Origin of the sequence: Microcoleus sp. M2_D5 (genome assembly GCF_036701935.1) — a bacterium.
Classification (GTDB): Bacteria; Cyanobacteriota; Cyanobacteriia; order Cyanobacteriales; family Microcoleaceae; genus Microcoleus.
Genome location: NZ_JAUBRP010000105.1, coordinates 2,182 through 16,861 on the forward strand (window position 1 = coordinate 2,182; position 14,680 = coordinate 16,861).

The 14,680-nt window shown below is 44.6% G+C and carries 12 protein-coding genes; 7 read left to right on the forward strand and 5 right to left on the reverse strand.

Annotation, left to right across the window (positions count from 1 at the left end):
• Window positions 1-179: 179 nt before the first annotated feature.
• The 4 genes from QUA50_RS27215 (at window position 180) to QUA50_RS27230 (ending at window position 7,692) form a co-directional block, all read left to right on the forward strand.
• Window positions 180-1,913: an ATP-binding protein gene (locus QUA50_RS27215; protein ID WP_333267646.1), complete on the forward strand. Its 1,734-nt coding sequence runs from the start codon at window positions 180-182 to the stop codon at window positions 1,911-1,913.
• 878 nt (window positions 1,914-2,791) lie between these two features.
• Complete coding sequence (locus QUA50_RS27220) at window positions 2,792-3,796, forward strand: RNA polymerase sigma factor, RpoD/SigA family (RefSeq protein ID WP_333068118.1); 1,005 nt, start codon at window positions 2,792-2,794, stop codon at window positions 3,794-3,796.
• A gap of 541 nt (window positions 3,797-4,337) precedes the next feature.
• Complete coding sequence (locus QUA50_RS27225; RefSeq protein ID WP_333267644.1) at window positions 4,338-4,835, forward strand: hypothetical protein; 498 nt, start codon at window positions 4,338-4,340, stop codon at window positions 4,833-4,835.
• Between the two features lie 319 nt (window positions 4,836-5,154).
• Entirely contained in the window at window positions 5,155-7,692 is a 2,538-nt protein-coding gene (locus QUA50_RS27230; RefSeq protein ID WP_333267642.1) for a CHASE4 domain-containing protein, read from the forward strand.
• Between the two features lie 147 nt (window positions 7,693-7,839).
• Here the strand turns inward: QUA50_RS27230 and cobO are convergent, their stop codons facing one another.
• The 3 genes from cobO to QUA50_RS27245 all read right to left on the reverse strand — a co-directional run bounded on the left by cobO (window position 7,840) and on the right by QUA50_RS27245 (window position 9,920).
• Entirely contained in the window at window positions 7,840-8,463 is a 624-nt protein-coding gene (cobO, locus tag QUA50_RS27235) for a cob(I)yrinic acid a,c-diamide adenosyltransferase (protein WP_333267640.1), read from the reverse strand.
• Window positions 8,464-8,575: 112 nt separating this feature from the next.
• Window positions 8,576-9,154, reverse strand: coding sequence for a Uma2 family endonuclease (locus QUA50_RS27240; RefSeq protein WP_333267638.1), 579 nt, complete (start codon window positions 9,152-9,154; stop codon window positions 8,576-8,578).
• 142 nt (window positions 9,155-9,296) lie between these two features.
• Window positions 9,297-9,920, reverse strand: a complete 624-nt coding sequence (locus QUA50_RS27245) for a hypothetical protein (protein ID WP_333267636.1) — start codon at window positions 9,918-9,920, stop codon at window positions 9,297-9,299.
• A 117-nt stretch (window positions 9,921-10,037) separates the two neighbouring features.
• Between QUA50_RS27245 and QUA50_RS27250 the strand changes: the two genes are divergently transcribed.
• The 3 genes from QUA50_RS27250 to rimM all read left to right on the forward strand — a co-directional run bounded on the left by QUA50_RS27250 (window position 10,038) and on the right by rimM (window position 13,101).
• Window positions 10,038-11,291: a molybdopterin-binding protein gene (locus tag QUA50_RS27250; protein ID WP_333267634.1), complete on the forward strand. Its 1,254-nt coding sequence runs from the start codon at window positions 10,038-10,040 to the stop codon at window positions 11,289-11,291.
• A gap of 276 nt (window positions 11,292-11,567) precedes the next feature.
• On the forward strand, window positions 11,568-12,200 hold the full coding sequence (locus QUA50_RS27255; RefSeq protein WP_015179099.1) for a response regulator: 633 nt from the start codon (window positions 11,568-11,570) through the stop codon (window positions 12,198-12,200).
• A 259-nt stretch (window positions 12,201-12,459) separates the two neighbouring features.
• Window positions 12,460-13,101, forward strand: a complete 642-nt coding sequence (gene rimM, locus QUA50_RS27260) for a ribosome maturation factor RimM (RefSeq protein ID WP_333267632.1) — start codon at window positions 12,460-12,462, stop codon at window positions 13,099-13,101.
• Window positions 13,102-13,170: 69 nt separating this feature from the next.
• Here the strand turns inward: rimM and QUA50_RS27265 are convergent, their stop codons facing one another.
• Both QUA50_RS27265 and QUA50_RS27270 read right to left on the reverse strand, forming a co-directional pair.
• On the reverse strand, window positions 13,171-13,629 hold the full coding sequence (locus QUA50_RS27265) for a phosphate-starvation-inducible PsiE family protein (RefSeq protein ID WP_333267630.1): 459 nt from the start codon (window positions 13,627-13,629) through the stop codon (window positions 13,171-13,173).
• Window positions 13,630-13,988: 359 nt separating this feature from the next.
• Window positions 13,989-14,294 (reverse strand): RNA-binding protein, encoded by a 306-nt coding sequence (locus QUA50_RS27270; RefSeq protein ID WP_333241931.1) that lies wholly within the window; start codon window positions 14,292-14,294, stop codon window positions 13,989-13,991.
• Between the last annotated feature and the right edge of the window lie 386 nt (window positions 14,295-14,680).

Sequence of the window (14,680 nt, forward strand, 5' to 3'; positions counted from 1 at the left end):
TTATTAACAATCGAAAATCTCAAATCTATCTGAACAATCGAAAATCTAAAATCTAAAATCTAAAATGGATCGACCGTAATCTACAAGCAAAACTCGCCCAGCGAAAATGGCTCGATTATTAACAATCGAAAATCTCAAATCTATCTGAACAATCGAAAATCTAAAATCTAAAATCTAAAATGGATCGACCGTTAGGCTCTGTTATTCAAGGTTCCCTGAGCAAGGGATTAGAAGTGCGACTGCACGCCGATGTTTCGGTGGAAGATATGAGGGTGGGGAAATTTCTAGTAGTGCGGGGGGTGCGATCGCACTTTTTCTGCATGCTCACCGACGTGTCTCTCGGAACTTCTAGCGCCCGCATTTTATCGAATCCTCCCAATCCAGACGACGATTTTCTACTCGCAGTGCTAGCCGGTAGCAGCACCTACGGTACGATCGAACTGTCGCCGATGTTGATGTTGACTGCTGAGAGAGAAAAACAGCAGGCAATTTTCGACCCGACGAAAAACGGCCCAGTTCGCGAGAATAAGTTGGCGTTAGGAAATTTGGGTTCTTTTGAGGCGCAAACCGGTGCGGATATTGAGTTGCTGCCGGTCAAAACTATTCCCAGCCACTTTTCCCAGGTGTTTGATGCCAAAGAAACTGATTTTCGGGCAGTTTTTGGCTGGGAAGATGACCCGTACCGCCGCAATTTTGCGATCGGCAAACCGATTGACATGGACGTTGCTGTGTGCTTGGATTTAGACAGGTTTGTGGAACGCAGCAACGGAGTTTTTGGCAAGTCGGGAACGGGAAAATCTTTTCTGACGCGCTTGCTTCTGTCGGGAATTATTCGCAAGCAAGCTGCTGTTAATTTAATTTTTGATATGCACTCGGAGTACGGGTGGGAAGCGGTTTCGGAAGGTAAACAGTTCAGCACTGTTAAAGGTTTGCGGCAGTTGTTTCCCGATAAAATTCAGATTTATACCCTCGATCCAGAATCGACAAAACGCCGGGGAGTCCGCGACGCTCAAGAATTATTTTTGAGTTTCGATGAAATAGAAGTGGAAGACATCGCGCTGGTACAACGCGAGTTAAATTTGTCGGAAGCTAGTATCGAAAATGCGATTATTTTGCGAAACGAATTGGGCAGCGGTTGGATAAATCAGTTGCTGGAAATGAGCAATGAAAATATTTCGATGTTTTGCGAAGAGAAGCGGGGAAATAAATCTTCGATTATGGCTTTGCAGCGAAAATTAGAGCGTTTAAACGATTTGAAATACATTCGGAAACGCTGTCCTAAAAATTATGTGAGTGAAGTTTTGCAGTGTTTGGATGGGGGGAAGAATGTAGTAATTGAGTTCGGTTCGCACTCGGATTTGCTGTCCTATATGTTAGCAGCAAACGTAATTACTCGCCGCATTCACGGATCTTACGTGCGGAAAGCGGAGAAGTTTTTGATGAGCAAAAATCCGTGCGATCGCCCGCAGCCGTTGGTGATTACCATTGAAGAAGCTCACCGCTTTCTCGATCCGGCGATCGTGCGATCGACTATTTTCGGTACGATCGCCAGAGAAATGCGAAAATACTTCGTAACCTTGCTGATTGTAGACCAGCGCCCTTCCGGTATCGACGCCGAAGTCATGTCGCAAGTCGGGACGCGGATTACAGCCTTGCTAAACGACGACAAAGACATCGATGCTATTTTCACCGGCGTTTCAGGAGGGCAGAGTTTGCGATCGGTTTTGGCAAAACTCGACTCCAAACAGCAAGCATTAGTTTTGGGGCACGCCGTACCCATGCCCGTCGTCGTGCAAACTCGCGCCTATGACGAGCAATTCTACAGAGAAATTGGGGATATTGACTGGCAAGAAATGCCCGATGAACAAGTATTTGCCGAGGCAGAATCTGCTAAAATGGATTTAGGATTTTAGATTGACAACTGCTAGATTCCTTACAGAACTTAGGCAAAGGTTACTGTAAATTAGTCTTTGCGAACAATTGGCGATCGCTGGCAATGACAGAAATATCTGATTTTTGCCTCAGTTATAAACTAGAAAGTGCGATCGAACGTCCCAAAAATTAGGCCTCAGCTTTCCGTCAGAAGCTTTTCCCCCTTCACCCCCTCACCCCTCATCCCTAACTGCCCAAAATTTGCATAAGCTTAAACATGATGGAGATGATAGAGCCTAGGGGCAGAATGAAAGTCAAGCAGGGCAACAGCCAGCCTTTATACACCTTGTCGTTACTCGTAGCAGAATTGGATTAGCATATTTAAATCAAAATGTCAATAAATATTTTAAACAGTTACTCCCATCTAATACGGTGATCGAGTTCGGTAATCTCGCATCCGACCATCTAGGCAGCGAGATAATTTCAAGCGATGATGGAATAGAGAGCAAAACAAAGCCCTCGAATTGCATGAGTCTGTTTGCATGAGTATTGTGAAGTTGAGTGGCAGTTAAAACTAACAGGGAATTCAAAACCTTAAGGAAAAATGTAGAATCTTGACCTTAAGACAGAGGTTTTTACCCTTTACGATCCTCAAAATTGGGAATAATATTGAGAAAACTAAACTCTTGCTTCACTTCGCCTTGAACTAGCCGTTAAAGCTAGCAAACTACCGAAAATCGACGGCGATTACTGGAAAATCAAGCACAAAAGTAATCCCAAACAAAAAGCTTCTACCGATCGTCACCGATAAACAAGAGGGGAAACATCCCCTTTGTCGCAGTCTTTATCCCACTTGCAAAAGTGGGACAGGGTATCACCAACTTTTTATCTGTTGTTACAAGGAGTGCAATACTCACCCATGTCCACCACAACCCCCAAAAACAAAACAGTGAAAGCCGATCGCATGGGCAGCCGGCCATACTCCTCAACGGATACGGTTCGTACCTATCTGCACGAGATCGGTCGCGTACCCCTGCTAACCCGAGAAGAAGAAATTGTTTTCGGGAAGCAGGTGCAGCAAATGATGAAATTAATCGAAGCAAAACAAGCACTTGCTAAAGAATGGCAGCGGGATCTGACAAATCAAGAGTGGGCTGCCGAAATGGAGTTGACCGAACCCGAACTTAGCCGCATCTTACACATAGGGCGGCGGGCCAAGCAAAAGATGATTGAAGCCAATTTGCGGCTAGTAGTGGCGATCGCCAAAAAATACCAGAAACGCAATATGGAATTCTTGGATTTAATCCAAGAAGGCACCCTCGGTTTAGAACGAGGAGTTGAAAAATTTGACCCGATGCGGGGATACAAATTTTCTACCTATGCCTACTGGTGGATTCGGCAAGCAATTACCCGCGCGATCGCCCAACACGCCCGCACAATTCGATTGCCAATTCACATCACCGAAAAACTCAACAAAATCAAAAAAGTGCAGCGGGAACTCACCCAGCAGTTGGGCCGGTCTCCCTCCCCTGGGGAAATTGCCGCCGCCTTGGAACTGCACCCTTCCCAAATTCGGGAATACCTGCTGATGGCAAGACATCCAGTTTCTTTGGACTTGCGGGTAGGAGACAACCAAGATACCGAACTGCAAGAACTCTTAGAAGACGAAACTGCATCTCCAGACAACTACATTACCTCGGAATTGCTGCGCCAAGACCTCGATACTTTGATATCAGAACTTACCCCCCAGCAGCGAGATGTGATAATTCTGCGCTTCGGTTTGGAAGACGGCACCGAAATGTCTCTGGCGAAAGTCGGAGAACGGTTAAATCTCAGCCGGGAACGGGTGCGGCAGCTAGAACATCAAGCCCTTGCCCACCTGCGCCGCCGCCAATCTCAAGTCCGAGAATACTTGGCTAGTTAGTCACTAAAAAAGTTGAGATTTTGAGAAATCTCAACTTTTTTTTTCGTGTTGGCCCTGCTGGGAAGGATAATTTTATACCAGTTAAAAAAGAATGGACTGTAGGCCGGTGCTCCAAACCCTTATGGAATAGGTCACGCCAAATTATTCAATTCTTTAATATAAAATCTCAAATCTAAAATGGTATCATTTGACAATTCCCGCATCCAGGATACCCGCCACGTGATTCATCCGTCCAGAAATAAAAAACCTGTATCCGAGAAACTTGCCGAACGTATTTATCTCGCGCAAGTCAATGGTTCAATTCTAAAATCTAAAATCTAAAATCTAAAATCGCGCAATCGATTGACGGGTCGATCGCCCGATCGGGGCGGAGGCAAAATTTGTCCAAACTAATCTTAGATTTAAGTTCAGGAACCGGGCGGGCGATCGTTCATTCAAGTTAATAGCCAACATTAAGCCAAGTACCCGGTTTCTCTACAATCTTGGTGAAACTGGTACAAGAGGCGCTTGGAACCAGTTATTTTAAATTTTGGGGTCTGGAGTGGTTTTGACTTATTTGATATTGACAGGAAGTTTAGAAGCGATCGCGATCGTGCTTGCTCTCTCGCCCGGTAACTTGAGCATCGCATTACCCGCAGGCCGATCGCACAACTCGGAGATCAAATCCGGCGTTTTAAGCTCGCAATCTCCCCCAAACCCTCCCCCAGATACAGCTAGCACAGGTTTAGCAGATGGCATTTACCTCTACGGTCAGTCGAGCAAGCCAGAGGAACTTAAACAAGAATATTTTGTATTTGAAATGCGACAGAGTAAGGTGGTCGGCGCTTTTTACCTACCTCGGTCTGCTTTTTACTGTTTTTACGGCACGGGCGATCGAACTCAGTTAAATTTAACAGTAGTGGACACTTACGACGGCAGTCGCTCTCCCTACTCGGTAAATCTGGAACAGTATTACCCAATTTCTACCATCAGCGAGAACGATCATCGCATCTTGGGTCTTTGCACGGAAGCTCACAAAGAGCAGGTGTGGGAAAAGTAGGAAACACGCGCTGCGCCACCAGTCAATCGATTTTAGATTTTAGATTTTAGATTTTAGATTTTAGAATTGAAGAAAGCAACCTCACTGATAAATCGGGCGCCCCCGAACCAAGTTGCTTTCGGTCAGGGTTCAGGAAACAGTAGTAAAATTGCTCTTGATTTGAGATTTGAGATTTGAGATTTGAGATTTGAAGAAAGCAACCCCACTGATACATCGGGGGCGCCCGGACCAAATTGCTTTCGGTCAGGCTTCAGGAAACAGTAGTAAAATTGCTCCTGAGTTGAGAATTTCTTCGGACGGACACCACACACATGGCAAGATGAAACTGCGTCGGAAAACACTATCGATAATTGGCATTACCATCGCTGGATTGACTGGCATTCTGTATGTCGCCTCCTCAAGCATCCTCTTGGGCAGCCTGATCAAAGCAGAGGAACAAGAAGCCACACAGGTTGTCAAGGGAGTTCTCAGCGTGTTCGGGCAAACCGCAGATGACTTCAACTCGCGCTTTGCCGACTGGTCTGCGTGGGACGACACCTACGATTTTATCCAAAACCGCAACTCAGAATTCATTGACTCCAATTTAATTCCAGAAGGGCTGGCTAATATAAGAGTTAATATAGCCGTATTTGTCAATACTTCTGGCAAAATAGTTTACGGTACAGGTTTAGACAGCCAAAAGCTGAAACTAACGCCTGTTCCAGAAGCATTAAAACGGCGCATTTCTCTGAGCGACCCGCTGTTGCAACACCCGAACGCCAAAAGCAGCATCGCTGGTATCTTGCTCCTACCGTCAGGGCCAATACTGATTACTTCTCGGCCTATTCTCACGACTAAAAGCACCGGCCCGATCCGAGGTACGCTGATCTTCGGGCGCAATTTGGATGCTGCAGGCATTGCGAAGGTTTCTAAAATTACTCGCTTGCCCCTAATCGTACACAGCGTGAATGAGGCTAGGTTGCCTGCCGACTTTCAGCAAGTGCGGGAGAAACTGTCGGAAAAAAAACCGATTTTGGTGCGTCCTTTAAGCGAAGATTCGATCGCAGGTTACGCTTTGATCCGGGATATTTACAACCAACCTGCGCTGCTATTGCGGGTGGATATCCCCAGAGAAATATATCGGCAAGGTCAAATTAGTTTGCTGTACCTGCTGGTGTCTGTAGCGTTAGCGGGAATTGGGTTGGTCGGCTGCACTCTGCTACTGTTAGAGCGTCTGGTGCTGTCTCGGTTGAGCGGTTTAGCGAAAGCGGTGAACCACATCAGCAGCAGCCAAGACCTCTCGGTGCGACTACCGGTGACGGGCAAAGATGAGTTGTCCGACCTTGCCCATACTATCAACGGAATGTTGAGTGCGATCGCGATCGCTGAAAGCGAACAACTTGAGGAAAAAGCCCGCTACAGAGCCGTAGTCGAGCAAGCTACAGATTGCATATTCCTGTGGGACGCTCAAACCAAACGCCTTTTGGAAGCCAATACAGCGTTTACAGACTTGCTCGATTACAGTCTTGATGCGATTTCGCAACTAACTATTTACGATATCATCGCTTACTCTAAAGACCTAATTGACAACAATATCGAGTTGCTGCTGACCGACAAACAATTCAGAATTGGCGAAGTTCTCTACCGGCGCCGAGACGGTTCCTGCGTGGATGTAGAAGTGAGCGGGAGCGTGATTTCCTACGGAGGCCGCGAGATTATTTGCACTGTTGTCCGCGACATTACCGAGCGCAAGCAAGCAGAAGCCGAACTGCGAGCCTCGGAAGAACGCTACAGACTTTTGTTTAAATATAACCCCCATCCGATGTGGGTTTACGATTTAGAAACTCTGGAATTTATAGCCGTCAATCAGGCTGCTGTCCAACACTACGGCTACACTCGCGACGAATTTCTCAACATGACCGTTGCGGACATTCGTCCATTCCAAGAACTGCCGATATTGCAAGAAAAGATATCCCAAGTAGATGCTGGTATTGAGTTTGCAGGTGTGTGGCAGCACCAGAAAAAAGACGGAACAATTATTGATGTAGAAATTACTTCTTATGCCATGCTATTTGATAGCAGAAATGCTGAATTAGTGCTGGCTCACGACGTGACCGACCGCTTGCAAGCCGAGGCAGAACTCTACAAGGCAAAGGAAGCAGCAGAAGCAGCTAATTTGGCTAAAAGTCAGTTTTTGGCTAACATGAGCCACGAACTGCGAACTCCTCTGAATGCGATTATCGGTTACAGCGAGATCCTGCAAGAAGAGGCTTTAGATTTGGGCGAAGAAACTTTTGTGTCTGATTTGGAGAGAATTCACAATTCAGGCCAGCTTTTACTTTCCTTAATTAATGATATTCTGGACTTGTCGAAGATTGAAGCCGGTCACGCGGAACTTGAATTAGAAAGTTTTGACGTGTCGGAGGCAGTTAAAGATGTAGCCAGAACAGTTGAACCGCTATTTTTGCGAAACACTAATCGCCTGAATGTTGAGTGTCCTAATAATATTGGCGAATTGTATTCCGATCGAATTAAGTTTACCCAAATTTTGTTTAATTTGCTCAGCAATGCAGCTAAGTTTACTCATCAAGGAACAGTTACACTCAGCGTTGAAAGAATTAAAAATGACGAAAATAGTTGGGATTCGGAACAGTTTATTTTTAAGTGTACTGATACGGGGATTGGGATAACTCCCCAACAGCTAGAAAAGTTATTTCAACCTTTTACGCAAGCGGATGCTTCGACTACCCGCAAGTACGGAGGAACGGGTTTGGGTTTGGCAATAGCGCAGAAATACTCTCAGATGCTGGAGGGAGAAATTACTGTCAATAGCGAGTTTGGCAAGGGGTCAACTTTTACTCTGATGTTGCCAGCATAGATCGATTTTAGATTTTAGATTTTAGATTTTAGATTGGGTAAAAAGTCGTGACTATAAACAACATAAATACGGTTTGTAGTCAGGGCTTCAGTCCACTACCATTCAGCTTTTAGGTAATTAGGACTAAACTTTTGAAGACCAACAACATTAATACTCAATACCTGGTTGAGCTTTAATGCCTTGTTCTCGGAATGGATGCTTAACTAAAGTCATTTCTGTCACCAAGTCTGCCCGTTCGATTAGCGCTGGCGGGGCGCCTCTGCCGGTTAAAATAATGTGGGTTTCTTCGGGTTTTTGGTCTAACCCGGAAAGCACTTGCTCGACTTGCAAATAACCTAGTTTTAATGCTATATTAACTTCATCTAGAAGAATTAATTTAAATTCGGGATTGCAGATAAAAGTTAGGGATTTTTCCCAGGCTTTTTGAGCTGTTTCGATATCTCGATCGCGGTCTTGCGTGTCCCAGGTAAAGCCTTCTCCCATTGCGTGAAATTCTAGCTGTTTTTCCCAGAGTTGAAAAACCGCTTTTTCTGCGGGTTCCCAAGCTCCTTTGATAAATTGTACTATGGCGACGCGGTATCCGTGACCGAGCGATCGCACAACCATTCCCAAAGCTGCCGTGGTTTTGCCTTTCCCGTTACCCGTATTGACAATTATTAAACCTTTGTCTTTGGAAGCCCCGGCAATTCGCTGCGCCTGTACTTCTTGTCGGCGCTGCATTTTTTGTTTGTGCTGTTCGGCTGTTAGGGAAGTTGTTTCTTTAGTTTCCATTAGATTTTTTTAACGCAGATTAGGGACTCAGAAACCGGGTTTTTTAATACATACTTCGATGCCACCCGCAGATTCGGGAAAAAACCCGGTTTCTCGGCTTCGGATTTAGCTATTATGTCCACAGCGATCGCAAGTTTAGCACGAAACCGGGCAAAACATCTTCTCCTGAAAGTTCCGTCGGACATTCCAAAACTTCTTTTTCTTGTCCTTGGCGATAGATTTCAACTCGGCGCGTTTTGCGGTTGATTAACCAGCCTAATTTTACTTGGTTATTCATGTATTCTTGCATTTTGTCTTGAGTGTCTTTTAGACTATCAGTCGGCGACATTAACTCTAAGACAAAATCCGGGGCAATCGGTGGAAATTTTTGTTTTTGTTCGGGAGTGAGTGCATCCCATCTTGATTTTTCAATCCAAGAGACATCGGGAGAACGGTTTGCACCGCTGGGCAGTTTGAAGCAAGTTGAAGAATCGAAACAAATTCCTAGTTGAGTTTGCCGGTTCCAAATCACAAAGTCAGCATTAATTTCTGAGTTGTAATTTCCAGTTTCTCCTCCTGTGGGTGGCATGACGATTATTTCTCCTTTGGCGTTGCGTTCAAATTTGACATCTGGGTTTTCGCGACACAGTTGATAAAATTGGTCGTCGGTTATTTTGGCGATCGAGTTGAAGTTGATGGTAACTGCTATCATGGTATTTGAGAGGCTGCATTTGGAGTATTTTAATTGCAGATGAAGGTCGAGCGATGCAGGTTGTGTAAATCCTCAACTAGGGAAAGATATTTTTGAAAGGGAAGATTATTGGCGATATTTATGCTAGCATTATATCACAAAATTATAAGGAGGTGTTGGTATTTTCATGAAATATTTGTTGTAGAAAAGATTTGCAGACATACCAATAATAAAATGCAATGTTAATTTCGCTAAATAATTTAGGTAATCCCTCTAGTAAGCTGGAAAAAAGCTTGTTTTTTAAATGCAGGGAATCCACGCCGATCGCCAAAAACAACAAACCCAAACCCGCTAACAATATTTGGTAGGGAGTTAACTGGAGTTCTCGCCGAAAAAACCATCCGTAGGAGGACAAAACAACGGCGTACAAAAGACTTACTCCTAGCTTAGGAATTCCCCCTGCTACCATATATATATGAATTCTGTAAATTTCATTTAGTAAAAATCCACCTGTTAACAAAGCCGAAAACAGAATAAATCGATTTTCTGAAGTGCGCGGTTGAATACTTTGAGCTAATTTATAGGTGAAAGTACAAACAATGACGGGTACGGAACATAAAATCTGGAAAGTCCGAGTTAACAAGGCGACATTGGGATGGGGATAAGAATAAGGCGGCAAGAATAAATCGCTGACTTTTAACCCGGAAAGTTGAGTAAAAACTATCAGTATCGCTACCACAAATAAGGATAAACAATTGAGTCTCACAACCAAACGAGAAATAGTCATAAGCAATTAACACCAAAAATTAGGTTTACTGCCCAAATACAAAAAAATTATATCACCAATATCTCTGGATATTTTGCTAAACTTAATCATGAGTGTTATCAAAACAAGGAGACAGTCATGCTGTCAGTGAAAGAAGCAGAATCGATCGTTCTAAATTTGGCACAACCCCTCGACAGTCAGCGGGATGTAGAAACTGTAGACTTGCTGGCAGCATCGGGGCGCATTTTGGCGGCACCCGTCACTGGTTCCCTCGATTTTCCTTATTGGGATAATTCGGCAATGGATGGGTACGCGGTGCGGTTTGCTGATGTGGAAAATTGCAGCGCCGAAACACCAGTCGCACTTGATATAGTTGAAGAGATTCCAGCGGGATATCAGCCTCAAAATACGGTGCAATCGGGGCAAGCGGCGCGAATTTTTACGGGTGGGGTGATGCCCGCAGGTGCTGATACGGTGGTAATGCAGGAAGAAACAAGGCGTGAGGGCGATCGTATTTTTATCTTAGTTTCTCCTGAAAAACCGCAAGCATTTGTCAGGCACAAAGGCGCTTTTTATCAAGCAGGAACAACTTTGTTAACTCCCGGTACAGTTATCAATGCCCCAGAAATGGCGGTGTTAGCAACTGCCCAGTGCATTCAAGTTCCCGTTTATCGGCGGCTGCGGGTGGCAATTTTTTCTACGGGTGACGAATTGGTATCGCCAGACGAAGCTTTGGCACCGGGGAAACTGGTAGACTCGAATCAGTATGCTTTGACAGTTTTGTTGGCACAAATGGGATTTGAACCGATTCGATTGGGCATTGTTCCTGATAATGAAGAGGCCTTAAACAAGGCGATATCCGGGGCTATTGCTAAGGCGGATGTGGTGCTTTCTACGGGCGGCGTCTCGGTAGGAGACTACGATTATGTCGAAAAAATTTTGGCGGAGTTGGGAGGAAAAGTTCACATTAGTTCTGTGGCGATTAAGCCTGGTAAACCTTTAACGGTTGCTGAGTTTAAACGAGGTGAAAAAAATTCGGATTGTCTCTATTTTGGTTTGCCGGGAAATCCGGTTTCGGCTTTAGTCTGCTGTTGGCGTTTTGTTGTGCCTGCTTTAAGAAAGATTTCTGGGCTTGGCGCGGATGCTTGGGGGCCGGAGTTTGTCAAAGCTAGGTGCAATGCTGAATTGCGATCGCCCGGTCGGCGCGAAACTTATGTTTGGGGTAAACTGCATTTAGTTGCGGGAGTGTGGGAATTTGAACCTGCTAGCGGCAGCCAAAATTCAGCGAATTTAATTAACCTCGCCAATACGAGTGGTTTAGCAGTTTTACCACCAGGGGACACCTGGATTGTACCGGGCGAATTCGTGGAAGTTTTAAAAGTTAGTCATTAGTTAGTTGTTATTGGTTATGTGTTATTGGTTCGGTATAAGTTCATGTAAAATATTAACAACTAAGTAATCTTCCTTCTTCCGACTTCCATCGGACTGACATCCGTTACATCCGTTACACAATCCGTTACACAATCCGTTGCCGAACTTCCATCCGTTACATTCGTTATATCCGTTACACAATCCGTTACACAATCCGTTGCCGAACTTCCTTGTTCCTTCTATCCTTTACATCCGTTACATCCCGTAAATTGCTCGTTGCCGAACCTCCTTCGTATTATGAAAATTTTAATTGTTGAAGATGACCCGATGATGCAACTGGGATTAGAGCAAGTTTTAGCCGATTCCCCAGAAATAGAAATAGTAGGACAAGCAGAAGACGGCTATTTAGGCGTAGCAGCCGCACTGAAACTCAAACCTGATATTATTGTAATGGATATCGGTTTGCCGCGGCTCGACGGCATAGCAGCGACGCAGCAAATTAAAGCACAACTGCCAGAAGTTCGAGTAGTAATGTTAACTTCTCACACGGCAGAAACTGAAATTATTGCTGCCCTTTCTAGCGGGGCTGATGCTTATTGCATTAAAGGTGCTTCTGTAGACAGGCTGTTAGCAGCGATTGCAGCCGCAGCAGAGGGGGCTACCTATCTTGACCCTCAAATTGCCCGGACTGTCATCGAACACCTCAAACCCCCGATACCTGCCTCTACAACTACTTTTGGTCAATTGTCGCAGCGGGAATTGGAGGTGTTAAAATTAATGGTGGAAGGTAACAGCAATCCAGAGATAGCAGCGGCGCTTTATTTGAGTCCAAATACTATTAAAACTCACGTTCGCGGTATTATGAATAAGTTGGCAGTGGATGACCGCGTGCAAGCAGCAGTGGTAGCGCTGAGAACTGGATTGGTGTAAAGAAGTCATTAGTCATCAGTGATTAGTCATTAGTCATTAGTTATTTGTTGTTTGCTACCAATGCTTTTCTGGGAAGATGCTTTTGGGCCCAATGTTATACCATTTTTCTAAAATCGTGCAACACTCGAAAACCCCCCCTTGCCAAGGGGGGGAACAAGAATACTGTTGCATTCTTTTTGAAAATTGGTATTCCCAATTCCCAATTCCCAATTCCCAATTCCCAATTCCCAATTCCCAATTCCCAATTCCCCAAAAGTTTATGTCTGAATGGATAGAAATCGGTAAAATTGTAGCAGCTCAAGGTTTGGACGGGGAAGTGCGAGTCTATCCCGATTCTGATTTCCCGGAAAGGTTTATCGAACCGGGGAAGCGGTGGATTTTGCGCCCTAACAAAAGTGAACCGGAACCGATCGAGTTTTTGGGCGGTCGCTACATTCCGGGCAAAGGGCTGTATGCTGTAGAGGTAGAGGGTGTGGAAGACCGCGATAGTGCTGAGGCGCTGCGGGGCTGCAAGTTGTTTGTTGAAAAGACCGATCGACCTTACCTCGAACCTGATGAGTTTTACGTCCAAGATTTGATCGGTATGGAAGTTTTTAACCAGTTAACCGGGGAAATCTTAGGCAAGGTAAGTGATATTATTCCCGCAGGTAACGACCTTTTAGAAGTAGAAACGAATCTAACGGCGCCGGAAACTGTGGCCGCAGAATTAGAAAAGCCAAAACCGCCTGAAACTCCCCAAGCCAACGCTGACCCCAGAAATACCCGCAAACCACGGAAAATTCGCGTTAAAGAGCCTAAATCCACAAAAATCTTGATTCCTTTTGTGGAAGAGATTGTGCCAGTTGTTGACTTAGAACAAGGCAGAATTGAAATTGTGCCTCCTCCTGGTTTATTGGAATAATATCATGTCCGGTCGCTCGATCGGATATGATATTAGTTATTTAAAATTCCCACTTCTCAATTCCCGATATTAATCCTTTCCTCTATTGGTGGCTCGCACTATCAAGTAACTGATGGAAAGCGCGAAAATTGCAGTCGCCAAACCAATCAAGTCGGCTGCGGTTTTCTTTTCCAGGTCAAGAATGATAATTTTTCTAGATACTGCTATTAAAGAAGTGACAATAACTAGCTCAACTTGAATTACGTGCTTTTTCAGATAAGCTGTAATATTTTCCAAGATTTCCAATGCAATTAAAACATTTAAAAATAACCCAAATATCACAAACAACGTGTCTTTTAACAAATTATCACTGTGGTTTGCCAATTCTTTTGCTAAAAAAATCAGCAAATCGCAAACGCTGAGGAGAATTACCCAAATCATCGCCAGTGATAAAATTTTCGATATTACTACTTCTACATTTTCTGTAAAATGCAGAAAATTTTCATCACTGCTTGACTTGGAAATTTGCCTAAATATTTTTTTCAGCATAAAAGTGATTTAGTCTTGATTCTTAATGATTCTGTCATTGTTCGGTACACTTGGCAAGCGCAAAACTCTGTGATTGCCTGGTTTTACGGCGGCAATCGGTTGCTGGGGAACCTTGCTCTCTGGGCCTGTTGTATTTTATAGTTTTTCGTGTCAGCGAGGAATCGATCGCACGCGATGAACTCCTGCTTAATAATTTTTGCCATAAAAAAACCTCAAACTATTGTCTAGCAATATTTTGAGGCTTTTAAGGCGCGGTGCGAGAACTGAACTAACTATCTATTCTCAACAGAGAATGATGGTTGGCTCCCAGCTTGCTCCGACGCAATATAGAAGATAGCTAAAAATTTAGCTCCGGTGGTTTAGTAGCGACGAGAATTGCCACCGCGATCGTTGTTACCCCAGTTACCGCTGTTACCACGTTCTTCGCGGGGTTTTGCCTTATTGACCTTGAGGTCGCGACCCATCCACTCAGCACCGTCAAGAGCCTCAATGGCTGCGGCTTCTTCGGCTTCTGTAGACATTTCTACAAAAGCGAAACCCCGCATCCGACCTGTTTCCCGGTCAGCAGGCAACTGAACGCGCTTTACTGTACCGTACTCTCCAAAAGTTTGGTTGAGGTGCTCCTGCGTTACTTCGTAGGATAAATTGCCGACATAGATTGACATTGAACATTCTCCAGAATCAGAGGGTGTAGAGATTTAAATCCGGAGGAACGCCGATCGAACGAACTGTACTGCCGAAAATAAAGCCTTGTTAAACCATTATAGCACCTATGGGTGCAAACTGCAATTGTCAGACTCAATTAATTAAACAGAAGGCAGAAGGCATTCGCCAGAAGACATTCTCCCCCAGGAAAAACCCCGAATCAAGAAGGAACAACTCATAATACATAAATTTACATAAATTTAATTTTCCTTGTTTCCGAGCTCTGGCGGGGAAACGCAGTTTTTAGGCTACGTAATGGCATAACGATTTTAGGAATGAGAATTAAATAACTTCCACTCTTGAAAGTGGGATGGGCGTCCCGCCCGTCTTTTAAGGACGGGCGGGA

Bases quoted from the DNA above. Each gene is read 5' to 3' on its own strand.
- QUA50_RS27215 (WP_333267646.1), top strand. From the start codon at position 180: ATGGATCGACCGTTAGGCTCTGTTATTCAAGGTTCCCTGAGCAAGGGA.
- QUA50_RS27220 (WP_333068118.1), top strand. From the start codon at position 2,792: ATGTCCACCACAACCCCCAAAAACAAAACAGTGAAAGCCGATCGCATG.
- QUA50_RS27230 (WP_333267642.1), top strand. From the start codon at position 5,155: ATGAAACTGCGTCGGAAAACACTATCGATAATTGGCATTACCATCGCT.
- cobO (WP_333267640.1), bottom strand. From the start codon at position 8,463: ATGGAAACTAAAGAAACAACTTCCCTAACAGCCGAACAGCACAAACAA.
- QUA50_RS27240 (WP_333267638.1), bottom strand. From the start codon at position 9,154: ATGATAGCAGTTACCATCAACTTCAACTCGATCGCCAAAATAACCGAC.
- QUA50_RS27245 (WP_333267636.1), bottom strand. From the start codon at position 9,920: ATGACTATTTCTCGTTTGGTTGTGAGACTCAATTGTTTATCCTTATTT.
- QUA50_RS27250 (WP_333267634.1), top strand. From the start codon at position 10,038: ATGCTGTCAGTGAAAGAAGCAGAATCGATCGTTCTAAATTTGGCACAA.
- QUA50_RS27255 (WP_015179099.1), top strand. From the start codon at position 11,568: ATGAAAATTTTAATTGTTGAAGATGACCCGATGATGCAACTGGGATTA.
- rimM (WP_333267632.1), top strand. From the start codon at position 12,460: ATGTCTGAATGGATAGAAATCGGTAAAATTGTAGCAGCTCAAGGTTTG.
- QUA50_RS27265 (WP_333267630.1), bottom strand. From the start codon at position 13,629: ATGCTGAAAAAAATATTTAGGCAAATTTCCAAGTCAAGCAGTGATGAA.
- QUA50_RS27270 (WP_333241931.1), bottom strand. From the start codon at position 14,294: ATGTCAATCTATGTCGGCAATTTATCCTACGAAGTAACGCAGGAGCAC.